Genomic DNA, 23,553 nt, shown 5'->3' with positions numbered 1-23,553 from the left:
CCGAAACAAAAAAAGTCCCACATTGCTGTGGGACTTTTTATATATAAAAACTTTTATTGCTTAATAAATTTCATACTTGAATTTCCTAAATCTGATTTTACTTTTATAAAATAATTGCCCGTTTTAAGCTTCGAAACATCAATATTAGAAACCGATTTTGCATTTGGTACCGCAATAACCAATTGTCCTAAAATATCATAAATTGCTAATGATTGTATTTCTATACTTTGTATAGTACTAATATTTAAAACATCTTTAGCCGGATTTGGATACAAAGTAAAATAATTAGAGAATTCAAAATCCTTAGTACCTAAAGTGACTTCAAATTTTGATGTTGCTTTATTGGTAAGTATCGGAAAATTATAATCAAAATAGATATTAGCTTCGTTTGTGAATGAATCTCCAACAACAAGCGTTGGCTTTGTTTTAATTTTAAAAGCAATATAACCATCATTATTGGCATCATCAAAAGGAAGATATATGTTTTCAAAAATAAATTCTACTTTATTTTCTCCTGAAATTTTAGTTACAAATGAGTGACTTGAACTGGTTGGAATTAAGGTAGAAATATCGAATTTTGACAAATCAATCATATCTTTTACAACAATATTTTGAGCTGGATAATTTCCAGTATTTTCAAAACGAATCATATAATGAACATATTCGCCAATTAAACTTGGAGTAATAACAGAACCTTCTAAACAAGTTTTATCATTAGGATCGTAAGAACCTACAACTGTTTGGTTTAAAGTGAATGTATTATCAATTGGAGTTTCGTCTGTGCTTTGTGATACTATTGTTGTTACAAATTTTAATATATCACCGTTGTTTACCGCAGGTATCTCCATCGGCGAATTTACATCTAATGTAAAAGTAATTTCTCTAGTTTCAAATGGTTTTAAATTAGAAAAAATCCAGGATAAGTTACCTTCAGTTTGAGTCGAAACTATGGGACTAGCAACAACCAATTCCAAAACTGCATCTTTAAATTGTAAATTAATTGTCCCGTTTTCTATTCTGTTTCCTTTGTTTTTATAAATGATTTTATAATTAGACTCAAAGCCTGGTCTGGCAGAATTAATAGGAACAACTATTACTTCAACATCATGTTTGTCAAAAGTAGAAACACAGAAATTTTGAATAAACGGACTAGTTTGTGTTGGAAAATTAACTGTAATATTTTGAGGAGTTATAGAAAAATAGGTTGGATTTTCCAGTAGTGGTGTTAGCGTGTATTCTCCAGCTTGCACAGGAATATAATAGGATCCAAAATTGTTTGCAAATAGTATTTGAGTAGAATCACCATCATTTAATAAGTATTTGAAATATGGAATTAAATTATTATCACTATCACAACCGTCATTTAAAAAATCTAATTTTTGGTTACCTTCAATAGTATAAAACGTACCTCCAGGTGTAAAACTACAATAAGTATTTACATGACAATTTGGTAAATTTGAAGTCTTATTTTGAACCAACGATACATCTTCTTCATCTGAACATATATATCTTAAATATCGTTCACCATTATGAATAGATAAATTTGACCAATTTTTGGTGTTGCCATTTTTAATATTTAAAAATTCTAACTGATTATAAAAAGATACTAACCAATTTAAATTGGGGCAATTTGATACATCTAACGAAGTAAGTTTATTATCTTGACAAGAAATACTTTCTAAACTTACATTGTTAGAAACATTTAGCAGGGTTAAATTATCAGATATACAAGTAAGTGTTTTTAAATTAATTAAATTAGATAAATCAATTTGATTTAAACCAGTATTGTAATTCATTTGAAATTGCACTAAACTTGGAATTGAGTTAAGTTCAGATAAATTTGATATTTTATTACTATGGCAAAAAAGTGTATGCAAATTACTAAAATATGATAAACCTGTTAAATCAGTAATATTTGCATTAGAAATATTTAATGATTTAATTAATAATGCTTCACTAATTTGAATTTCACCATCATTATTTGTATCAATCTTATTATAATAAGTCGGATATCCTTGATTAACATATTGTATAGATGCAACCGGTACAGTATTTCCGGCAGCTGCAGTTAAAAGTTTTGCTTTTAATTTAGCATCAGGAAAATTAATAACTTGCGCACTCAAAACATTAAAAAAAAACAAAGCCATAAGCAGAACTAAAAAGTAGAGTTTTTTCATATATAAAATTTTAACAAAAATAACTTTTTAAGACTATAACACAACTTTATTTGTTAAAATTAAATGCATAAGACAAAAAAAAGTCCCACATTGCTGTGGGACTTTCTATTTAGAGGAAACTTAGAAATTATTTTTTCTCAGTTTTTTCCATTTTAGCTTTCAATGCAGCTAATACATCATTGTTATCTCCTAAAGTTGCAGCTGGTGCATTTGTAGAAGAGTTAGATGAAGTATTTTCAGTTGCAGATTTCACATTTTTCTCTTCTTCTTCACGGAAGATAGCAGTGTGAGAAGCAACTACTCTTTTGAATTCTTTGTTGAATTCGATTACTTTGAAATCAGCAGTATCACCTTTTTTCAATTTCTTTCCGTCTTCTTTTTCAAGGTGACGAGTAGGAATGAAAGCAACGATATCATCTCCGAATTCTACAGTAGCTCCTTTGTCAACGATTTCAGAAATTTCACCATTGTGGATAGTTCCTACAGCGAAAGAATCTTCATACTGATCCCAAGGATTAGCAGTAGTTTGTTTGTGACCTAAAGATAATTTACGTCCTTCAACATCTAATTCTAATACTACTACATCAAGTTTTTCACCAACATTTACAAATTCAGATGGGTGTTTGATTTTCTTAGTCCAAGACAAGTCAGAGATGTAAATTAATCCATCAATTCCTTCTTCTAATTCTACGAAAATACCAAAGTTTGTAAAGTTTCTAACGATACCTGTATGTTTAGAACCTACTGGGTATTTAGAAGTAATGTCAGTCCATGGATCCTGAGTCAATTGTTTGATACCTAATGACATTTTACGGTCATCTCTATCTAAAGTTAAGATAACAGCCTCAACAACATCTCCAACTTTTACGAAATCCTGTGCAGAACGTAAATGAGTTGACCATGACATTTCAGAAACGTGGATTAAACCTTCAACACCTTCAGCAACTTCAATAAATGCACCGTAATCAGCGATTACAACTACTTTACCTTTTACTTTATCACCAATGTTTAAGTTAGCATCTAAAGCATCCCATGGGTGAGCGTTTAATTGTTTCAGTCCTAATTGAATTCTTGTTTTCTCATCATCGAAATCAAGGATTACAACGTTTAATTTTTGGTCTAATTCAAGAACTTCACTTGGGTGGTTGATTCTGCTCCAAGAAAGGTCAGTAATGTGAATTAATCCGTCAACACCACCTAAGTCAATAAACACACCATAAGAAGTAATGTTTTTAACAACACCTTCTAATACTTGTCCTTTTTGTAATTGACCGATGATTTCTTTTTTCTGTACTTCGATATCAGCTTCGATAAGCGCTTTATGAGATACAACAACGTTTTTGAATTCGTGGTTAATTTTTACCACTTTGAATTCCATCATTTTGTTTACGTATACATCGTAGTCTCTAATTGGCTTAACGTCAATTTGAGAACCAGGTAAGAAAGCTTCAATTCCGAAAACATCAACGATCATACCACCTTTAGTTCTGCATTTTACAAAACCATTAACGATTTCTCCTGTTTCGTTTGCAGAAATAACTCTATCCCATGATTTAATAGTACGTGCTTTTCTGTGAGATAATACTAATTGACCTGTTTTGTCCTCACGGATGTCGATTAATACTTCTACTTTGTCACCAACTTTTAAGTTTGGGTTGTAACGGAATTCGTTTAAAGAAATAACACCTTCCGATTTTGCATTGATATCAACGATAACGTCTCTATCTGTAATTCTAACAACTACACCTTCAACTACTTCTTCTTGATCTGTAGCGATGAAAGTTTTTGATACTAAGTCTTCGAATTCTTGTAAGTTTTTCTCATCTACTGCATCGATACCTTCTTCGAAGTTATGCCAGTTAAAATTTGCTAAAAACTCTTCTTGTGATTTTAATTGTTCAGACATGCTGATAAAAAATTTGTATTCTGCTTTTCTTGAGTTTCATAAAGCGATAGAAAAAACAGAAGTTGTTTTACATAAATAGTTGATACCTAATGGAAACTCTTCTCTGCCAAAAGGTTTGCAAAATTAATACATTTATTTGTAATAGCAAAACAATTCTATATGATTATCAGCCTATTGTTCAGAAGCAGGAAATTTAAGGGTTTTCAAGACCTGAAGTCCTGCTTTCGCTCCTATATTTTTTCTGGCTAAAGCCCCAGGAAAAGGATTAAGCAAAAGTTTTTAAAACAGCAAAAATACTACTAAAAACACTTATGCCTTATTGTACTATTTCCAGACCTTTTTATGTCTTATTGAGGCAATACTACAAAAATGGATAAATTAATTTTGCAGGTCTCTTAAAAAAATCTCAGCTCAATTTATTCCCTTCAATAATGTTCACAACGGTAAAAAAAGAACGTAAGTTAAAAGATCAGGAGTGCTATAATCGTTTACATCTGGATCGAGCTGTTGAAAATCCACATGCTTACGGAAGAGCGATTCGTATGAATTCTACCTATTTAGAAACAGTAGACTATATGTACACAAAACGAGGGGTATTGAGTTTGGGTGGGGCTTTTAGCATTGGTCTTTTTGCATTCGTTATTATTTTTCTACTATATAGTACAATTTCCACGTATCTCGATCCGACTTGGGATCACCATGAAGAATCTGAAATGCTTTGGGGAACTTTCTCTATTATTGCTATTTCATTACTGTTTATTATCGGGTCAATTGCTTTCTATCGTACAATTGGCGAATGGTTTCGTTACACACATTATCCTATACGTTTTAACCGCAAAAATCGCATGATCTATGTATTTCGCGGTGACGATACCGTCTTAAAGGTTCCGTGGGATGAAGTATATTTTATCGTACTGGCATCGGTATCAAGGAACACCAAATATAATATTTGGGGGTTGGTCATGAAAGATTCTCAAACAGTTAAGGAAAAGTTCAATATTGGCTCAGATTCATTTACTGAAAGCGACAGTTTAAGATATTGGGAATTTATTCGCCGTTATATGGAAAAAGGTGTTCCGGCAGTTATTAAAGCCCCTGGCCTGGAATATTATCTCCCCATTGCAGACAAACACGAAACCATTCATCAGGGCTGGATGGCATTGATATCAGAATACAAATCAATGCCTGTGTTTAAAACCATAATAACTCCATTTCTGGCATTAGCCTTCCTTGGGCGTTTTATTTATCGCTGGACAAGCAAAGTACCCTTATGGCCAAAAGAAACCGAAGATGAATGTAGAATTAAACCAAGTGATCCTTATATCGGAGATTCAGGTTCAAACCCTGAAGGATATAGATAATCAAAAAAAATAATATACAACCAATAAAATCAACACAAAAAATAATATTCCGATAATTTCAAGATGTCTGCGCAGACCATGATTAATTACAAAACTTTCCGGATCTATATAATTGTCTGTAAATTAATAGGGTCTATAGTAATATCTTGTCGGTAATGCTTTACCCCTAATAAAAAAGTCCGAATTAGTTCCGGTCGGTACTGGTAGACATTTTTTCTCTTGAATAGATCAGTAATAGAGCTATTCCTAAAACAATAATAAATACAAAAAATAAAACTGGAGTGCCAATTTCGTCCAGCCCTGTTTCTTCAGGAGAATTTGTTGCCAGAAAAATTATTCCTCCCATAAAAAACAATGCAAAAACCATCCAAAATAAGCCAAAAATAAAATTTAGGATCACCATCGGTTTTGAGCTAACAACTCTAAACGGAGGAAGTGATTTTTGTTGATTTTACATATTAAAACACTAAAGATGAATAATCAAATATACCTATAAAGCAAAAAAAAAAAAAAACCGTTTTCAATTTATTGAAAACGGGTTTTTAGGATATAATATATAGAAGTCTTAATGACTTAAATTTTCTATTTCTTTAGGATCATGTTTATGCTTGAATAAAACAGCAAAAGCTATAGCGATAATCAAAGCATACGCTGCAAATGACAGCCAGATGTTGTGCCAGTCTTTCATCAAAATTTCACTACCAAAAATACCATCCGGAGAAACTGTATTACCATGGCTTTTTACAAAATCTAACATTTTAGAATTTGAAGCATCGGTTTGTAAAAATCCAGCTAATTCAGTGGTGTTATGAAATGATTTAGTAAAAAAACGATCAATAGCCCAACCTGAGGTTAAGCTTCCTAAGACCGCTCCTACTCCATTGGTCATCATCATAAATAAACCTTGTGCTGAAGAACGTATTTTAGAGTCAGTATTACTTTCTACGAATAACGAACCTGAGATATTAAAGAAGTCAAAGGCCATTCCGTAAACGATACAGGATAAAATAATCATCCATAAACCACCAACAGGATCTCCAAAAGCAAATAATCCGAAACGTAATACCCATGCCAGCATACTAATTAGCATTACTTGTTTGATTCCAAAACGTCTTAAGAAAAACGGAATTGCCAGGATAAACAAAGTCTCAGAAACCTGAGAGATCGACATAATAATAGTCGAATATTGAATTACGAAAGAATCTGCATATTTAGGAAAATGCTTAAATTCATCCAGAAATACATCTCCATAAGCGTTTGTCAATTGTAATGCACCTCCTAAAAACATAGAAAACACAAAGAACAAAGCCATTTTATAATTACCAAATAACTTAAACGCTTCCAATCCTAAAGTTTCAACTAATGAAGCATCCTCTTTAGTCAAACGCTGCGGCTCGCATTTTGGCAATGAAAAAGCATATATTCCTAAAATCAAAGCACCAACCCCGGCAATATAAAACTGGTATTCAGTTGCTTTACTTCCGCTTAAATTGGTAATCCACATAGCTGCGATAAACCCAATAGTTCCCCAAACCCGAATTGGCGGGAAATCTTTTACAATATTTTTATTATTCAGTTTTAGCGAAGTATACGAAATCGAATTACTCAATGCAATCGTTGGCATATAGCAACACATTGCGGCAAACATTACATATATAAAATTATCCGGTGTAGTGACCTGAGCGATCCCAAACAAAACTAATGCATAGATTATATGCAAAAAACCATACAATTTTTCTGCGTTTATCCATCTATCTGCAATAATACCGGTAAGTGTGGGCATAAATAAGGAAGCAATTCCCATGGTTCCAAAAACAAGACCAAATTGGGTTCCCTCCCAATTTTTAGTTCCAAACCAATAATTTCCAATTGTTATAAGCCAGGCTCCCCAAACAAAAAATTGAAGAAAGCTCATTATAATCAACCTGTTTTTAATTCCCATATGATGAAATTGTCTTTTTAAATAAATGAAGCGGTAAAACTACCATTAAAAATGATATCTGCAAAAAATTAAACTGTTTTAACAACATCATTTATTAATTCCAAAACAGCTGAGAACTGTTCTTCTCTACTTAAGTACGAATTATCGATTTCAATTGCATCATCTGCAATCACTAATGGAGAATCTTCACGATGTGTGTCTATATGATCTCTTTCCATGACGTTTTTTAAAACGTCTTCATACGATACATCATCGCCCTTTTGTTGCAATTCATCAAAACGCCTTTGTGCTCGGGTTTCTGCACTGGCTGTCATAAAAATTTTAAGTTCAGCATGAGGAAAAACAACCGTTCCTATATCTCTGCCATCCATAACAATACCTTTATTTTTTCCCATTTCCTGTTGCTGCTCTACTAATTTAGAACGAACCTCAGAAACTTCTGCTACTTTACTTACAAAATTAGAAACTTCAATAGTTCTGATTTGCTTTTCAACGTTTTCACCATTCAGATACATTTCACAAAAACCTAAATTAGCATTGAATTTAAATTCTAATTGAATTTTAGGCAACGCCTCAATCAAGGCTTTTTTATTGAAAAAATCAGTTTCGATGAGCTGATTTTGCATTGCAAAATAGGCGATTGCACGGTACATTGCTCCGGTATCTACATAAACATATCCTAGCTCTTTTGCTAATTGTTTAGCTAAAGTGCTTTTTCCTGTTGATGAAAATCCATCAATAGCAACAGTAATTTTTTTCAATTTCTTATATTTTAATTCTTAATCCCTAAACTTTATTTACATGCTAGTAATAGATACTCATAATAATATCCGATTCCGAATTGTCAATTATTCGGGCTATTCTTTCAAAATATTTTTTATTAACCATCGGGCATCCAAAACTGTTGCAAATATAACCATCTTTCTCTTTATACGGAACAGCAAAATAGTGATGAAAAACAATATCTCTAATAAATGCATTACTATTGGTTTTATCTAATCCGTATAATTTATAAGCTTTTCCGAATTTACCGTTGTAATGATTCCCAATACAATACTTTCCTAATGAGGTGCTTAACGAATTAGGAGCATTACTGAATTTAAGCTTTCCTTTAACCCCGGTTTCAGAACCCGAACCATGTGCAACTATACCTTTGTCAATAATTTTATTTTCCTTTAAGTCATAAACAAAAAACCTATTTTTCCCTGACGGTATTTTCATGTCAATAAAAAAAGCGATATCCTTATTGTACCTGGAGTTACTATTAACTATCTTTTTTACTTCATTAACACGGGAATTAATTCTGTTAACTACTTCGTAATTAGTACTGTTTCTTTTTGTGCTAACTTTATAAACTATAATGGCTAACACAATAGAAAGCATTACAAAAAACAACTTTTTCATAGATATTAAAAAAAAATCCCTTTATAATCAAAAACAAAACTGCTTTAGATCATAAAAGGTTTTATGAATAGATATTAATTTCTAAGAATCTTAATAATAAACGTCTAAAATAATCTTAGATTTTGAAGTATCAATTATCTTTTCAATTCTTTTAAAGAATTGTTCGTTAACCATTGGACATCCATGACTGTTACTGATATAATAATCCTGCTCATCATAAGGAACGGCTGAATAATAGTGTAAAACGATAGCTCTTTTTAAGGCGTTATCATTTGTTTCGTCTAAACCATTTAGTTTGTATGACTTTCCAAAACATCCTTTATAACATTTTTCGATAGAATATCTGCCTAATGCAGTGCAATTTGAATTGGGTTCATTACTGAATTTCAAACTACCTTTTACTCCGGTTTCAGATCCTGACCCGTGAGCTACAAGTCCCTGATCTATAATTTTATTATTTACCAGGTCGTAAACAAAAAAACGATTTTTACCTGAAGGTATTCTCATATCGACAAAAAAAGCAATTTTAGTATTGTATTTAGGATCAATACTAATCATGTTTCTTATTTCACTAACTCTGGTATTCATTCTTTCGACTTCCAGAGAAGTCATCGCTTCTTCCTTATAGTAGTGTTTTGAACCCGTTAAAAACCCTACAGTTACAAATAAAAACAAACTGATTATTTTCATATCACTATTGAAAATTTAAGATTAGACCAAAAAGACTTGTATTTCCTGCCAATGTATATCTTGAATACGAATAATTAAATTTTAACTTATTCATTTTTAAACCAAATCCTAAAGAAACTCCTGAAAAATTACGTTGCTCGTCAATTCTTAATTCTTCACCTCTTCTAAAATTATATCCTAAACGCAAATTAAATGCTCTTTGAGGAAAAAGTTCGATTCCCATAATCACATGTCTCAAAGCATTATTTACGAACGAAACTTTCTCATCACTTGTTGATCCGTCAATGTTGGTTTCGCTTCTGACCGGATTCGAAAAAGAAATATTCCATTGTTGCAAATTCTCTAAGGAAAGATGCCAACGAATAGGTACATGTTCTAATTCTTGCGAAACACCAGCAATGATTTCAAAGGGCAAATTCTCTTGTATTCCTGAATAAGTAGTAAACTGTTTTCCTATATTTCGAAATACTAGGGCCAAATTTACATTATTTTTTTGAATTTCATACATAATTCCCACATCAATTGCACCGCCAATCGAATTATAACTTTCTAAGGTCGAACTTATTAACTTCACATTAGCTCCAACATGTATGTCTGTGTAAGGGATATTATAAGCATATCCTAACGAAAGAGCACCTTCACTCCCTGTAAAATCTGATGTTGCCTGGCCATTTTCGTCATAACCTTCAAACGAACCATAGTTCACATAACTTATTCCGGCATAAAATGTTTGCACATGCCTGTCATAAGTATAGGCGTAAGAAGCAGTTCCGTAAGAAGCTTCCCCATAGTAGTTGCCGTAATTCATTGCAAGATGATTGTCCATATCTTCGTTTAAAGCTGCGGGATTGGACATTGCCTGATTGACATCTTCATCATAAATGGTTATATTTTTACCTCCTAACGCCGCCTGCCTTGGAGAAGTAGTTAGATTAAGAAACTGATAAGTGTAGCGCCCTCCAATTTGCCCGAAAGAAACCGAACAAACTAACATAAAAAAAAGTAAAACAAATCGTTTTAACATGCTTTTGGGGCGATTCCTATATGGGAATAACGCAACTGCGAAGATAAAATTATATAACTTATAAAAAATAAATTAAATTTAAAATTCCAATAAAAAAATTTCAAATTCCAATTGAAGAAGAAATTCCAAAATTAAAAGTTCCAAATTGAAACTAAAAAACAAAAAAAAATCCAAATTCCAAAGTGAAAAATATTCAGTTTTTTTGGAATTTGGATTTTTAAATATTGAATTTACAGTCAATTTTTATTTTAACTGTTTTGCGTTTTTAACATTCTGATCTGTAAGCGCCAAAGCTAAAACTTCACTCATTTCTTTTACATAGTGAAAAGTCAAACCTTCTAAGTACTCGGCTTTTATTTCATCAATATCACTTTTATTTTCATGACATAAAATAATTTCCTTAATGTTAGCTCTTTTTGCTGCTAAGATTTTTTCTTTAATTCCGCCAACTGGCAAAACTTTTCCACGTAGCGTGATTTCGCCTGTCATTGCTAAACTTTTCTTTATTTTCTTTTGTGTCAGCAACGAAACTAATGAAGTCAGCATTGCAATACCCGCACTTGGTCCGTCTTTTGGTGTTGCTCCCTCAGGTACATGTAAGTGAATATTATATTTTTGGAACAGCTCAACACTTAATCCTAACTTTTTAGCATTCGCTTTGATATACTCTAAAGCAATTGTAGCTGATTCTTTCATTACATTCCCAAGATTCCCGGTAATAGTCAACGAACCTTTTCCTTCAGATATTAAAGACTCGATAAATAAAATATCACCACCAACACTAGTCCAGGCTAAACCTGTTACCACGCCTGCAATATCATTGTTTTCATATTTATCACGTTCTAATCTCGGTACACCCAAAACCTTGACAATATCTTCATCAGTTACTTTTTTATTGTACTCCTCTTCCATCGCAACTGATTTTGCAGCATTACGAATAACCTGAGCAATTTTAGTTTCTAAATTACGAACACCTGATTCACGCGTATATCCTTCTACGATTTTTTCTAATTGCTTTTTACCAATTGTCAAATCTTTAGCCGTTAATCCGTGTGCTTCTAATTGCTTAGGAAAAAGATGTCTTTTTGCGATTTCTACTTTTTCTTCAATTGTATATCCTGACATTTTAATCACTTCCATTCTGTCACGCAAAGCAGGCTGAATCGAAGACATATTGTTAGATGTAGCGATAAACATGACTTTAGACAAATCATACCCCATTTCGAGGAAATTATCATAAAAAGCGTTGTTTTGTTCCGGATCCAGAACTTCTAATAAAGCAGAAGAAGGGTCTCCGCTATTACCACTTGAGAGTTTGTCTATTTCGTCTAAAATAAAAACAGGGTTTGATGTTCCGGCTTTTTTCAGACTCTGAATAATTCTTCCCGGCATTGCACCGATATAAGTCTTTCTGTGTCCGCGAATCTCTGCCTCATCACGTAAGCCACCTAATGAAATACGTACATATTCACGTCCTAGAGCTTCGGCAACAGAACGTCCAATTGATGTTTTACCAACTCCCGGAGGTCCTGTCAAACATATAATTGGCGATTTCATATCGTTTCGAAGTTTCAATACAGCCAAATGCTCAATCATTCTTTTCTTTACTTCTTCAAGTCCAAAATGATCTTTATCTAATATTTTCTGTGCATATTTTAAGTCAAATTTATCTTTAGAATATTCACCCCAGGGCAATTCTAAAAACAATTCTAAGTAGTTACGCTGAATTCCAAAATCTGGCGATTGCGGATTCATTCTACGCATTTTAGACAATTCTTTTTCGAAATGTTTTTGCGTTTTTTCATCCCATTTTTTAGTTTTCGCCTTCAGTCCCATTTCATCCATTTCTTCCTCCTGCGAAACGCCTCCCAATTCTTCCTGAATGGTTTTCATTTGCTGGTGTAAGAAATATTCACGCTGTTGCTGGTCTAAATCAAAACGAACTTTTGACTGAATGTCATTTTTCAATTCTAATTTTTGCAGCTCCACGTTCATATAACGTAAAGTTTCAAGCGCTCTTTCTTTTAATCCGCTTATCGATAACAAACCTTGTTTTTCTTTTACCGATAAATTCATATTAGAAGAAACAAAATTGATTAAAAACGATTGGCTTTCAATATTTTTAATCGCAAAAGTAGCTTCTGAAGGAATGTTTGGACTTTCCTTAATAATCTGGATGGCCAATTCTTTTACAGAATCTAAAATAGCCGTAAACTCAGTATCGTTTTCTTCCGGGCGATCTTCTGAAACTTCTTTAATAGTTGCAGTAATGTATGGATCCTCCGAAAGGACTTCGTCTATTTCAAAACGTTTTTTTCCCTGCAAAATTACCGTAACGTTTCCGTCAGGCATTTTTAAAACACGTAGAATTCGCGCTACTGTTCCTATTTTATGAATATCATCTTTTGATGGGTCTTCATCTTCTTCATTAATTTGAGAAACTACTCCAATGATTTTTCCGCCAGCATTAGCATCGTTTATTAATTTAATTGATTTGTCTCTCCCCGCAGAAATAGGAATAACAACTCCCGGAAATAAAACAGTGTTACGCAAAGGTAAAATTGGTAACGAAAGCGGAAGCTCCTCGTTGTTCATTTCCTCTTCGTCTTCTGGAGTTAATAATGGAATCAATTCTGCTTCTGAATCAAATTCTTGAAGTGACAGATTGTCAATTGTGAGTATTTTATGGTCTGACATAATAGTATATAAGTCGTTTTGTCATTAAATTTTTAATTCTAACCTCAAATCTAACCTCAGATGTAGTTCGTTTTAATAAAACTGCGCTAAGTGTTTCATTTATAAGATAGGCGGTAAAAATAGACAATCATTATGCCAAAAGCAAAAAAGAAAGTTTTGAAATTTAATACAGAAAACCAATTAATAGAACAAACAGAGGTATTTTAAAAAAAAATACAATTAATTTTAGCAAAAGTGTAACAAACCAAAAAAAGGAAAGTCATTATAAAAAACTAGCAACCATTACTTGAGTATTACAAACCAAAATATCGAAGAATTAATCACACTTTGTAAAGAGAATAACCAAAAGGCACAATTCGAAGTTTACAATCGTTACAGTAAAGCCATGTATAATGTGGCGTACCGTATAGTAAAAGATGAACATTTTGCACAAGACGTCATGCAGGAAGGTTTTCTCAAAGCTTTTACTAAAATTAACGACTACAAACAGGAAGTGGCTTTTGGAGCGTGGTTAAAAAAAATAATTGTCAATTACAGTATTGATTTTTATAAGAAGAATAATGCCTTTCAGGTCGAAGATCTGAGTAAGACATTATATAAAATAGAAGAAAACGATAGCTTTTTTTCTGAAAATATAGATTTGAATTCACTTAAAGTGAAACAAGTTTTAGATACCATTCTAGGTTTAAAAGATAACTATCGTATGGTGTTGACGCTCTTCTATATTGAAGGTTATGATCAGGAAGAAATTAGCGAAATTTTAAACATTAGCTATGCGAATTGCAGAACAACACTGAGCAGAGCAAAAGAAAGCTTACGAAAAAAATTAGAGGATTTATGAGGTCGCCGACAACAAGAGTTTTGCGCAAACAAAGACAAGGAAATAAAAAGGCGGCGCCATATTTTAATACTAAAAAATAAATTTTACATATATGAAAAAGGAAAATGACGATTTAGATCAATTATTTGAAAAATTCGAAAATCAGTGGGATGTAAAGAGAATGAATGCTGACCATCAAGTTGATTTTTTAAATAAATTAAACAAAAAACAAAAACAACCTAAAAAATTAAATTATGCCGTCTGGGCAATTGCTGCATCAATTGTAGTATTGTTAGGAGTGTCCCTTTTTTATAACAATTATGAAAAACCCAAAGAATTTAAATTTGCTTCGAAAGAAACCAAAAGAACCGATTCTATTTTTAGCATTCTAATTGATAATGAATTAATTAAACTAAAAGAGAAAAGTTCACCTGAAAATGCACAAATCATTAACGATGCATTGAAACAAATGAAGGTTTTTGATGCAGATTATGAGAAAATTCTAAAAGAGGTTCAAAAAAACGGCGAAAACAAACAAATCATTTATGCCATGATCAGCAATCTGCAAACCCGAATATCTTTTTTACAAACGGTTTTACAGCGAATTGATGATAATGAAAAATTTAAAAATACTACTCATGAAAAAACATTATAACATACTAACCTTATTTCTTTTGCTTCCTTTTTTAGGATTTTCAAATGATGACAGCTTTATTTCAAAACAGAAAAATATCAAAAAAACCTATATCGTAAACTCGAACGCAGGAATTGATATCGATAATAAATACGGAAACATCACAGTAAGTACCTGGGATGAAGATAAAATTGATCTTGATATCACGATCAAGGTAACAGGAGGAAATGAAAATTGGGTAAGTGAAAGATTAAACAGTATCGATGTTGATATTACGGCTCTTAAATCCCTCGTTTCGGCAGTTACCAACCTTGGCAACTCTTCCTTAAAAAGCAGGGGAAGCAGTAATAGTTTTGAAATCAATTATGTAATAAAAATTCCGAAAAACGGAACGGTAAAGCTGAATAATAAATACGGAAACATCACAACATTCACTTTAGAATCCAGTACCGATATTTCTTGTAAATATGGTAAAGTTATACTAGGAAAACTAAATGGTACAAACAATAGAATTGAACTTGGATACAGTCAAAACTCAAGTATAGATTATATTAAAAACGGGAATATTGAAGCGCGTTATTCAGGACTAAAAATAAACGAATCAGGAAATCTGAATCTTGATGCCAATTACAGCGATGTATCATTGCAGGAAGGCCAAAACATAAAATATGATGGGAATTATGGCGGTTTTAAATTTCAAAAAATAAACTCGCTCGTTGGTTCCGGAAATTACTTAACCATTTCTGTAGCTGAAGTTTCTAACAGCTTAACTATTGAATCGACTTACTCTAAAATAAACGTAGAATTAATGAATGAGAAGTCAAAGAACGTCAATATTAATACTGGATATACAAATATCTCGTTAGGTTATGATGCAAACTATTCTTTTGATTTTGATATCAATACAAAATACGGCAATATCAAGAATGATAGTTCTTTAGATGTTTCAGTTAGCGAAATTAAAAATAATTCAAAAAGAATAAGTGGATATAATAAGAAAAAAGGGCAAAATAAAGTCGTGATCAATTCTAATTATGGCAATGTAATCCTAATTAGAAAATAGTAGTTTCATAAGTCAATCAACAAATAATAATCAATCAAAACCATGAAAAAATCAATTCAATTACTAGTTTGTAGTGCATTATTAATAAGTTTTATTGCAAATGCGCAATGGTCATCAAATGACAAAAACAAAATCAAAGGAAACGGTAATGTAATTTCTCAAACAAGAACAACAGCTGAATATGACGCAATAAGAGTTTCCGGCTTTTTTGACGTTGATCTGGTAGCCGGAAAAGAAGGCAAAATTATCATTAAAGGAGAAGAAAATTTATTATCTTCTATTAAAGTCGAAGTTGAAGATAATGTCCTGAAAATTTATGTTGAAAAAGGAAGCAATATCAGACCTGGTATTGGTAAAAAAATCGAAGTTACGGTTCCGTTTGAAAAAATATCGGAAGTGAATTTAACCGGTTCAGGAAATGTTAAATCAAAAAATAGTATCAAAAATGATAAATTTTTAGCGAAATTATCCGGTTCGGGCAACTTTAATTTAGCAATCGATTCCAATAATTTAGAATTAAACCTAAGTGGTTCCGGAAATGTTCGTTTAAAAGGAAATACTGATACTTTCACGACAAAACTTTCAGGGTCAGGTGACATTGATGCTACTGATTTAAAATCTAAAAATGTTGATGTAAATGTTTCAGGATCCGGAAATAGCAGGGTTAACTGCACCGAAAGTCTAACCGCAAGAGTTTCCGGTTCAGGAGATATTAAATACACCGGAAGTCCTGAAAAACGTGACGTTAAAGTTTCAGGATCAGGAAATATTTCAAAAGCATAATTTTAAGTTAAGCTCAATAATAAAAGAATTCAAAAAATCATCAAATCAAAATTTTAAAAGAAACACAATCATCTTCTTTTATTATTGAGCTTAAATTCTACAATCTTAGTCAATAGTGTTAATCTTCACTATAGTAAAACAATCCAGACTTAAAACATTCCGTTTCTATTCGTGTTGTAAAATGGTAAAACTTATACCAGACATCTCGTATAGAATTCTTTAAATGAGAATAAAAAAGTAAAATTTACTTAAATAAATTTCAAAAATCAATACTATGAGACGGACAATCTTAATTTTCCTTCTTGCTTTTTCTTGTGCCTTATCTTTTTCTCAAACAAAAGATCCAGAAAATTCAGCGTATAAAATCAATTCTTTAGACAGCTTAAAAAACAGTACTTCAGAAATGATGCTACAGTATAATCTTAAAGGGTTAAGTGTTGCTGTTTTCGAAAATTACAAAATAATCTGGACAAATCAGTGGGGAGTAAAAGCAGCAGATTATCAAGAAAAAATCGATCAAAATACTGCTTTTTCGACTGCATCAATTTCAAAACCTATGGTAGCAATTGTCTGTGCTATGTTAGAAGAAAAAGGACTAATTAATTTAGATGATCCTATTGCGGGTTATTTAAAAAGATGGGAACTACCTAAAAGTAATTCTTCTAATACTAACAATGTGACCTGGAAACAACTTTTATCACATACAGCCGGAACAAGTCAAAGTGGTTTTGAAGATTATTATCAAGGCGATTCAATACCAACAATTGTAGAAAGTTTACAAGGAAAATTATTATCCCGATCTGACAAAGAAATTGAATTTCTGTTTGAACCAGGAACAAGTTGGGAATATAGCGGTGGTGGTTATGTAATTATTCAATGTGCACTTGAGGATCATTTAAAAAAAACTTTAGCTCAGATTATAAAAGAAAATCTTTTGGATCCTTTACAATTACAAAATTCCACTATGATTCAGCCTAACGAAAAAGGTTTTTTAACCAATATTGCCAAAGTACATAATAGCAAAGGCAAAATTATTAAAACCGGAATACCTATTACGCCACAGGTTGCTCCATCAGGTTTATGGTCTACTCCTACTGACTTAGCGGAAATTGCTATCGAAATGCAAAAAGCATTATCAGGAAAAGGAAATAAAGTAATTTCTACTGCTGTTGCCAAAAAGGTTACTGATATTGTTACCATGAATGGCCCGCGTGGCTGGAGTTATGGCTGGCAAAGGAGTTTGGGTTTTGGAAATCTGGAATGGTTTTCTCACGATGGGTCAAACACCGGAACCGGGGGAGATTTAATGGGTACAATGAAAAATGGTAATGGAATTGCAGTACTTGCAAATGGAGACAAACCAAATCGTTTGCCTGTAATTTCTTATATAGAAAAAGAGGTCATTACAAAACTTAATTGGGACAAACCTATTGAAATAACAAATGAAGATCCTATTCCTTTAAAATTAAAGGAAACTATAAAAGGATATTATACTGAAATTTTATATGGCTACGACCGAATAGGGACAACTAAAATTTTTGAAGAAAATAACATATTATATCTTAGTTCACCATTTTTAGCGGAGAGTTTTAGCGACGAAAAAAGCAGGATGCATTATCTGGGGAATAATTCTTTCAAAATGGACAACTACCCCAATATTATTGAATTTAATCTGAACGACAAAAATGAACTTACAGGAATAAGTATTTCCAGGCCAGACTTTACTACCAAAGCATTAGAGTTAACTTTAGATCAGATAAGAACTCCTCAAACTCAGTTAACGGAAGCTTTTAGCGAAAATACTTTTGAAAACGCGGTAATCATATTAAAAAAGCTGAGATTAAAATATCCTGACTTTAATTTTGAAAAAAGTTTGAATAATCTGGGATATCTGTTTTTAAACAAAAAACAAACTGATCTTTCTCTTCAGATTTTTATCCTTAACTGCCAGGAATATCCTCAATCTGCCAATACTTATGACAGTTTAGGAGAAATTTACGAAACAATTGGAAAATTAGATTTCGCCAAACTAAGCTATCAAAAATCATTAGATCTTAATACTCATAATGAAAATGCCAGACAGATGATTGCAAGAATCAATACTCGGCTTTAATTAAAAATAAACAAATTATAAAATCACTAAAGGCATTAATTTAAAATGCCTTTTTTGGGTATTCTCCTTAATAACAAAACGCCAACTGTAAAAAATACTGCCAGAAAAACAATAGAAAATCTAGGACTTCCGGTAATTTGATCGATTATACCATAAATACACATTCCGATTACAATTCCAATTTTCTCTGCAACATCATAGAAACTGAAAAAAGATGCTGTATCTTCTGATTCAGGCAATAATTTAGAATATGTTGAACGAGACAGCGCCTGAATTCCTCCCATAACAAAACCTATTAAAGTTGCCATAACATAAAAATGAATCGGTAATGTTATAAAAAAGGCTAATATGCAAAGTACTGCCCAAATACAATTGATAACAATTAATGTTGGAATGTTTCCAAATTTTGCTGATGCTCTTGAGGTTAAAAGGGCTCCACCTATCGCTACCAGTTGTATTAATAGGATACAGATAATTAAACCTGTTGTACTTTCACTCTCTGAAGACCATTGAATTTCCTGCGCTCCAAAATAAGTAGCCACAATCATTACGGTTTGTACTGCCATACTGTAAACAAAGAAACTTCCTAAATATCGTTTTAACGAAATATTTTCTTCAAGTAATTTCCACACTTTTTTCAATTCTTTGAAACCATTAAAAATAACATCTTTTGTTACTTTTTGATCTGTTGTTTTATTTCCTTTTGGTAAATAATAATACGTATACTGACTAAAAAGAATCCACCAAATACCTACCATTAGAAATGAATATCGCATCGCTTCAACTTTAGCAGCTCCGCCTTCAGCGCCCATTATCATTACTAAATTTATAATTAACAAAACAACACTTCCTACATATCCTAATGAATATCCTTTAGCGCTTAATTTATCTTGTTGTTCCGGAAAAGCAATGTCCGGCAAATAGGAGTTGTAAAAAACCAAACTTCCCCAGAAACCAATCAATCCTAAAAAGTAAAAAAGTAAGCTTATGTATATATTTTCAAGATTAAACCAGTATAATCCCATACAGGACAAAGCCCCCATATAGCAAAAGAATTTCATAAATAATTTTTTATTTCCCACATAATCTGCAATACCGGATAACAAAGGAGAAATAAAAGCTACAACTAAAAATGCTGCAGCAGTAACAAAACTTATTAAGGCCGAATTTTTAAGATTCATTCCGAAAGCATCAATATAATGATCTCTCTCAGAAAATAAAGCTTCATAAAAAATAGGAAAAACAGCAGATGAAATAACTAATGGATAAACTGAATTTGCCCAATCATAAAAAGCCCAGGCATTTAGTAATTTTTTATCTCCTTTTTGTAAATCTTTCATATAATTGGTTTAGTTAACAGGCTACGAATTTATCTATTTTTTATCATAATCAAATAGAAATCTAATAAATCGTATATTAATAAATTATAAACAATTTTAAATAATCTCTACATAAAAAAAGCTATTCTAAAAAAGAATAGCTTTTATGATATTATTGAACAATTAAGATCTTTATTTTAAAACTCCAACTTTAAGTGCTGTAGCTTTCGCTTCAGGAATTAACGCTTTTAAATTAGCAATTCTCGTAGCATCAGACGGGTGAGTACTCATGAATTCAGGTGTTCCTGCTGCTCCGGATTTGGCGGACATTCTGGTCCAGAATGAGATTGCGTCATCTGGATTGTAACCTGCAATTGCCATAAGGGTTAAGCCAATTTTGTCTGCTTCTGTTTCATTACTTCTGCTAAACGGAAGCATTACTCCTACTTCAGAACCAACTCCGTAAGCTTGTGCGAATATTTGTCTGGTTACTTCTGACTTAGAGCTTGTTGCTGCATCTAATGCCGCCCCTCCTATTTGTTGCAATTGTGCAGCACTCATTCTTTGTGCTCCATGATTTGCCAATGCATGCGAAACTTCGTGTCCCATAACAGTAGCTAAGCCTGCATCGTTTTGGGTTATTGGTAAAATTCCGGAATACACTACAATTTTACCTCCTGGCAAACACCATGCATTCACTTCTTTATTTTCAACTAATTTATACTCCCAACGGTAATCTTTTAAATATTGAGACTGGCCTAAAAAGGTTAAGTATTTTTCTGCAGCTGCTTTGATTCTCATTCCAACTGCTTCCACTCTTTTGGCGTCTGCAGTTCCTGTTATAACTTTATTTTGAGCTATGAAAGTATTGTATTGTTGAAAAGAAGAAGGGAACAATTCGCTATTTGAAACGAAGTTCAAATTTTTCTTTCCTGTTACAGGGTTTGTAGCGCAACTAATTACTAACACAGCAGTAAAAATCACTAATATTAAATGTTTCTTCATGGTTTTATATTTTTAACACAAGCAAAAATACAATTAATATTATTTTATGTTTTATATAATTTTTTAGAATTTTAACAGAATTTGCTTATTTACCTATGATATGAAGTTCATTGAACTCTTTATCAACAATTAAGAAATTATTATCATCAAAAGCTATTTTTTCAAAAGCTATTTTTTCATTATCAATTTCAATTTCTATAACATTAAATGGCAGTCCGATTAAGTTAATTTTATATTTAGTGTAAGGGGTATCGTATTTTCCTTCTTTATGAAGTTGGATAATAAGCTCTTTTTCTTTTCCGATTGTACTAAAAGATAAAAAGCTGTAACGTCCTTTTTTGTAGTCGTAACCGTCTTGTCCGTCTTCATAAACAACTGACTTTTCTTTACCAATTTTAAAATACAAATCAAGTGTTAATTCATCAAAATCAAGTTCACCTACGTACTGCTGAACAGGATATTTAGGAATGATAGCTCCTGCCTTTACAAAGACCGGGATTTCGTCGAATTTAGTGTCAATCCAAACTTCTCTTCCTCCTGTTGCAAATTCATTTGTCCAGTAGTTATACCACTCGCCTCTTGGGATATACATACGTCTACCTACAGCATTAGGTTCAAGAATTGGACACACCAAAATTTGATTTCCAAATATAAATTCGTCGTTTCTGTAATGTGTTTGTGTATCTTCCTGATCATAATAAACCAATGGTTTTAGCATTGGGATTCCTTCTTCAATATATTGCCAAAACATGGTGTACAAATAAGGTAATAATTGATAACGAAGACTCACAAATTTACGGGTGATATTAATCACTTCTTCATCAAAGGCCCAAGGTTCCTGATTGCCGTGATCTCCTGAAGAGTGCGTTCTGCAAAACGGATGAAATACCCCTAACTGAATCCAGCGTGCGTAAAGTTCGCCTGTAGGTTGTTCTGCAAAACCACCAATATCAGAACCTGTAAATCCCATTCCGGAAATACTCATTCGTTGTACCTGAATATTAGCAAGCCACAAATGTTCCCAGGTTGCTACATTGTCTCCCGTCCACGATGATGTATAACGTTGTGCGCCCGAATAAGCCGATCTCGTAATTACAAAAGGGCGTTTAGGATAAGTAAATCTTTTCACACCGTGATATGTTGCTCTTGCCATTTGCGTTCCATAAATATTATGAGCTTTTCTATGACTACAAGGATTTCCGTCATAAGAGTGACGAACATCCATCGGGAACGTTTTATTAGGAACCTCCATAACGGCAGGCTCGTTCATATCATTCCAAACTCCTTTTACTCCAATATCTGAAATTAATTCTTTAAATAATCCTGCCCACCATTCTCTTACCACGGGATTTGTATAATCAGGAAAATTACATTCTCCCGGCCAAACTTTACCCTTCATGTAAGGCCCATCGGCTCTTTTGCAAAAATAATCTTTTTCTAAAGCTTCCTGATAAACCCAGTAATCTTTATCAATTTTAATTCCCGGATCAATGATAACAATCGTTTTAAAACCGTCTTCGGCTAATTCAGCAATCATTCGTTTGGGATCAGGAAAATAATTTTTATTCCAGGTAAAACATCGAAATCCTTCCATGTAATCAATATCAAGATAAATGGCATCACATGGAATTTTGAGTTCTCTAAATTTTGAAGTAATCTCTTTAACTTTACTCTCGGGATAATAACTCCATTTACATTGGTGGTATCCTAAAACCCAAAGTGGCGGAAGTTCCGGTTTCCCCGTTAAATCTGTATAAGTGGTTACAACATCCTGCATTTGAGGGCCATAAACAAAATAATAATTCATTTCTCCACCTTCGGCCCAAAAGCTGGTAACGTTTCTTCTTTCCTGACAAAAATCAAAGAAAGTTCTAAAAGTATTATCAAAGAAAATTCCATAAGATTGTTTGTTCTGTAGACCAATATAGAAAGGAACTACTTTATACAAAGGGTCTTGCTCTTTTTGATAAGCGTATTGATCTGTAGCAAAATTTTCTAGTCTTTTGCCTTTTAAATTCATTTGGGTAGCTTTATCTCCAAGGCCGTAAAAACATTCTCCATCTTTAGAAGATTTACTCATTTTTACGATGTTTCCGCCATATTCGTAACTTTCTTCCCAATGAAAACCAAGTTCGTCTTCAAGAATTAAAAGATCGTTTAAATCATAGATAGACAAACGAAGATCAGCTTTCTGAATCTTGCATTTTACTTTACTGGTTTTGATCTGAAAATACGTTTCTTCTTCAGTAAGTTCTAAAAAATTATAACCATGCAACTGGCTTTTGTCAATTGCATACGAAAAATCATTACTAAAATAACCTTTTGTAGTAAAACGAAATCGAATTAAACTGTCTCTAAGAATAGTAACTTTTAAGATGACTTTGTTATCGGTATGAAAAAAAACAGAATCGCCTTCATGTTCATACGAAACAATTTTTGATGGGTATAAATCGCCTTTGTATTCTAATGATGTATTTGTAATCATAACGCTAATGAATTAATTATTCGAATTTTATCTCTATTCCAAACATACAAAAAAACCATTTAAACCTATATCAATATAAGGTTTATTCACGAAAACGTTTTTTCTGAATGGGTGATAAATTAGACCTCAA

General features: G+C 32.3%; 18 protein-coding genes. 6 read left to right on the top strand and 12 right to left on the bottom strand.

The annotated features are described in order from the left end of the window. Positions 1-53: 53 nt before the first annotated feature. Positions 54-2,177, bottom strand: coding sequence for a DUF7619 domain-containing protein (locus ACQY44_RS24660; protein WP_428232928.1), 2,124 nt, complete (start codon positions 2,175-2,177; stop codon positions 54-56). 127 nt (positions 2,178-2,304) lie between these two features. Beyond that, positions 2,305-4,083, bottom strand: coding sequence for a 30S ribosomal protein S1 (gene rpsA, locus ACQY44_RS24655; RefSeq protein WP_428232927.1), 1,779 nt, complete (start codon positions 4,081-4,083; stop codon positions 2,305-2,307). Positions 4,084-4,514: 431 nt separating this feature from the next. Here rpsA and ACQY44_RS24650 point away from each other — a divergent pair, with 431 nt between their 5' ends. Beyond that, positions 4,515-5,444, top strand: a complete 930-nt coding sequence (locus ACQY44_RS24650; protein ID WP_428232926.1) for a DUF6708 domain-containing protein — start codon at positions 4,515-4,517, stop codon at positions 5,442-5,444. A 184-nt stretch (positions 5,445-5,628) separates the two neighbouring features. Here the strand turns inward: ACQY44_RS24650 and ACQY44_RS24645 are convergent, their stop codons facing one another. The 7 genes from ACQY44_RS24645 to lon form a co-directional block, all read right to left on the bottom strand. Continuing rightward, positions 5,629-5,790, bottom strand: coding sequence for a hypothetical protein (locus tag ACQY44_RS24645; RefSeq protein WP_428232925.1), 162 nt, complete (start codon positions 5,788-5,790; stop codon positions 5,629-5,631). 219 nt (positions 5,791-6,009) lie between these two features. Next, positions 6,010-7,386: a nucleoside permease gene (locus ACQY44_RS24640; RefSeq protein WP_428232924.1), complete on the bottom strand. Its 1,377-nt coding sequence runs from the start codon at positions 7,384-7,386 to the stop codon at positions 6,010-6,012. Positions 7,387-7,454: 68 nt separating this feature from the next. Further along, positions 7,455-8,147, bottom strand: coding sequence for a (d)CMP kinase (gene cmk, locus ACQY44_RS24635; RefSeq protein ID WP_428232923.1), 693 nt, complete (start codon positions 8,145-8,147; stop codon positions 7,455-7,457). A 43-nt stretch (positions 8,148-8,190) separates the two neighbouring features. Continuing rightward, complete coding sequence (locus tag ACQY44_RS24630) at positions 8,191-8,790, bottom strand: murein L,D-transpeptidase catalytic domain-containing protein (RefSeq protein ID WP_428232922.1); 600 nt, start codon at positions 8,788-8,790, stop codon at positions 8,191-8,193. Between the two features lie 90 nt (positions 8,791-8,880). Beyond that, positions 8,881-9,480, bottom strand: a complete 600-nt coding sequence (locus ACQY44_RS24625) for a murein L,D-transpeptidase catalytic domain-containing protein (RefSeq protein WP_428232921.1) — start codon at positions 9,478-9,480, stop codon at positions 8,881-8,883. A 4-nt stretch (positions 9,481-9,484) separates the two neighbouring features. After that, positions 9,485-10,504, bottom strand: a complete 1,020-nt coding sequence (gene porQ / locus ACQY44_RS24620; protein ID WP_428232920.1) for a type IX secretion system protein PorQ — start codon at positions 10,502-10,504, stop codon at positions 9,485-9,487. A gap of 243 nt (positions 10,505-10,747) precedes the next feature. Continuing rightward, positions 10,748-13,201, bottom strand: coding sequence for an endopeptidase La (lon, locus tag ACQY44_RS24615; RefSeq protein WP_428232919.1), 2,454 nt, complete (start codon positions 13,199-13,201; stop codon positions 10,748-10,750). Between the two features lie 286 nt (positions 13,202-13,487). On the opposite strand from lon, the gene ACQY44_RS24610 reads away from it, so the two are divergent. The 5 genes from ACQY44_RS24610 to ACQY44_RS24590 all read left to right on the top strand — a co-directional run bounded on the left by ACQY44_RS24610 (position 13,488) and on the right by ACQY44_RS24590 (position 18,614). Next, positions 13,488-14,042 (top strand): RNA polymerase sigma factor, encoded by a 555-nt coding sequence (locus ACQY44_RS24610; RefSeq protein ID WP_428232918.1) that lies wholly within the window; start codon positions 13,488-13,490, stop codon positions 14,040-14,042. A gap of 91 nt (positions 14,043-14,133) precedes the next feature. Continuing rightward, positions 14,134-14,676, top strand: coding sequence for an anti-sigma factor (locus ACQY44_RS24605; RefSeq protein ID WP_428232917.1), 543 nt, complete (start codon positions 14,134-14,136; stop codon positions 14,674-14,676). Continuing rightward, entirely contained in the window at positions 14,660-15,718 is a 1,059-nt protein-coding gene (locus ACQY44_RS24600; protein ID WP_428232916.1) for a hypothetical protein, read from the top strand. The genes ACQY44_RS24605 and ACQY44_RS24600 overlap by 17 nt, the downstream gene beginning before the upstream one ends. A gap of 42 nt (positions 15,719-15,760) precedes the next feature. Next, complete coding sequence (locus tag ACQY44_RS24595) at positions 15,761-16,501, top strand: head GIN domain-containing protein (RefSeq protein WP_428232915.1); 741 nt, start codon at positions 15,761-15,763, stop codon at positions 16,499-16,501. Between the two features lie 274 nt (positions 16,502-16,775). Further along, positions 16,776-18,614 (top strand): serine hydrolase, encoded by a 1,839-nt coding sequence (locus ACQY44_RS24590; RefSeq protein WP_428232914.1) that lies wholly within the window; start codon positions 16,776-16,778, stop codon positions 18,612-18,614. A gap of 35 nt (positions 18,615-18,649) precedes the next feature. Here the strand turns inward: ACQY44_RS24590 and ACQY44_RS24585 are convergent, their stop codons facing one another. The 3 genes from ACQY44_RS24585 to ACQY44_RS24575 form a co-directional block, all read right to left on the bottom strand. Beyond that, the gene (locus ACQY44_RS24585; protein ID WP_428232913.1) at positions 18,650-19,954 is read right to left on the bottom strand and encodes an MFS transporter; all 1,305 of its coding nucleotides are present in this window, start codon (positions 19,952-19,954) and stop codon (positions 18,650-18,652) included. A 171-nt stretch (positions 19,955-20,125) separates the two neighbouring features. Then, the gene (locus ACQY44_RS24580; RefSeq protein ID WP_428232912.1) at positions 20,126-20,938 is read right to left on the bottom strand and encodes a M48 family metallopeptidase; all 813 of its coding nucleotides are present in this window, start codon (positions 20,936-20,938) and stop codon (positions 20,126-20,128) included. A gap of 85 nt (positions 20,939-21,023) precedes the next feature. Then, positions 21,024-23,423, bottom strand: coding sequence for a glycoside hydrolase family 31 protein (locus tag ACQY44_RS24575; RefSeq protein ID WP_428232911.1), 2,400 nt, complete (start codon positions 23,421-23,423; stop codon positions 21,024-21,026). Positions 23,424-23,553: the final 130 nt, after the last annotated feature.

The organism is Flavobacterium sp. (assembly GCF_965277525.1).
Classification (GTDB): domain Bacteria; phylum Bacteroidota; class Bacteroidia; order Flavobacteriales; family Flavobacteriaceae; genus Flavobacterium.
Note: the sequence above shows the minus strand (reverse complement) of the source record. Positions and strands in the feature narration are given on the sequence as shown.

Bases quoted from the DNA above. Each gene is read 5' to 3' on its own strand.
- ACQY44_RS24625 (WP_428232921.1), bottom strand. From the start codon at position 9,480: ATGAAAATAATCAGTTTGTTTTTATTTGTAACTGTAGGGTTTTTAACG.
- ACQY44_RS24630 (WP_428232922.1), bottom strand. From the start codon at position 8,790: ATGAAAAAGTTGTTTTTTGTAATGCTTTCTATTGTGTTAGCCATTATA.
- ACQY44_RS24595 (WP_428232915.1), top strand. From the start codon at position 15,761: ATGAAAAAATCAATTCAATTACTAGTTTGTAGTGCATTATTAATAAGT.
- porQ (WP_428232920.1), bottom strand. From the start codon at position 10,504: ATGTTAAAACGATTTGTTTTACTTTTTTTTATGTTAGTTTGTTCGGTT.
- ACQY44_RS24650 (WP_428232926.1), top strand. From the start codon at position 4,515: ATGTTCACAACGGTAAAAAAAGAACGTAAGTTAAAAGATCAGGAGTGC.
- rpsA (WP_428232927.1), bottom strand. From the start codon at position 4,083: ATGTCTGAACAATTAAAATCACAAGAAGAGTTTTTAGCAAATTTTAAC.
- ACQY44_RS24640 (WP_428232924.1), bottom strand. From the start codon at position 7,386: ATGGGAATTAAAAACAGGTTGATTATAATGAGCTTTCTTCAATTTTTT.
- ACQY44_RS24600 (WP_428232916.1), top strand. From the start codon at position 14,660: ATGAAAAAACATTATAACATACTAACCTTATTTCTTTTGCTTCCTTTT.
- ACQY44_RS24575 (WP_428232911.1), bottom strand. From the start codon at position 23,423: ATGATTACAAATACATCATTAGAATACAAAGGCGATTTATACCCATCA.
- ACQY44_RS24585 (WP_428232913.1), bottom strand. From the start codon at position 19,954: ATGAAAGATTTACAAAAAGGAGATAAAAAATTACTAAATGCCTGGGCT.
- ACQY44_RS24580 (WP_428232912.1), bottom strand. From the start codon at position 20,938: ATGAAGAAACATTTAATATTAGTGATTTTTACTGCTGTGTTAGTAATT.
- ACQY44_RS24590 (WP_428232914.1), top strand. From the start codon at position 16,776: ATGAGACGGACAATCTTAATTTTCCTTCTTGCTTTTTCTTGTGCCTTA.
- ACQY44_RS24605 (WP_428232917.1), top strand. From the start codon at position 14,134: ATGAAAAAGGAAAATGACGATTTAGATCAATTATTTGAAAAATTCGAA.
- ACQY44_RS24645 (WP_428232925.1), bottom strand. From the start codon at position 5,790: ATGGGAGGAATAATTTTTCTGGCAACAAATTCTCCTGAAGAAACAGGG.
- lon (WP_428232919.1), bottom strand. From the start codon at position 13,201: ATGTCAGACCATAAAATACTCACAATTGACAATCTGTCACTTCAAGAA.
- ACQY44_RS24660 (WP_428232928.1), bottom strand. From the start codon at position 2,177: ATGAAAAAACTCTACTTTTTAGTTCTGCTTATGGCTTTGTTTTTTTTT.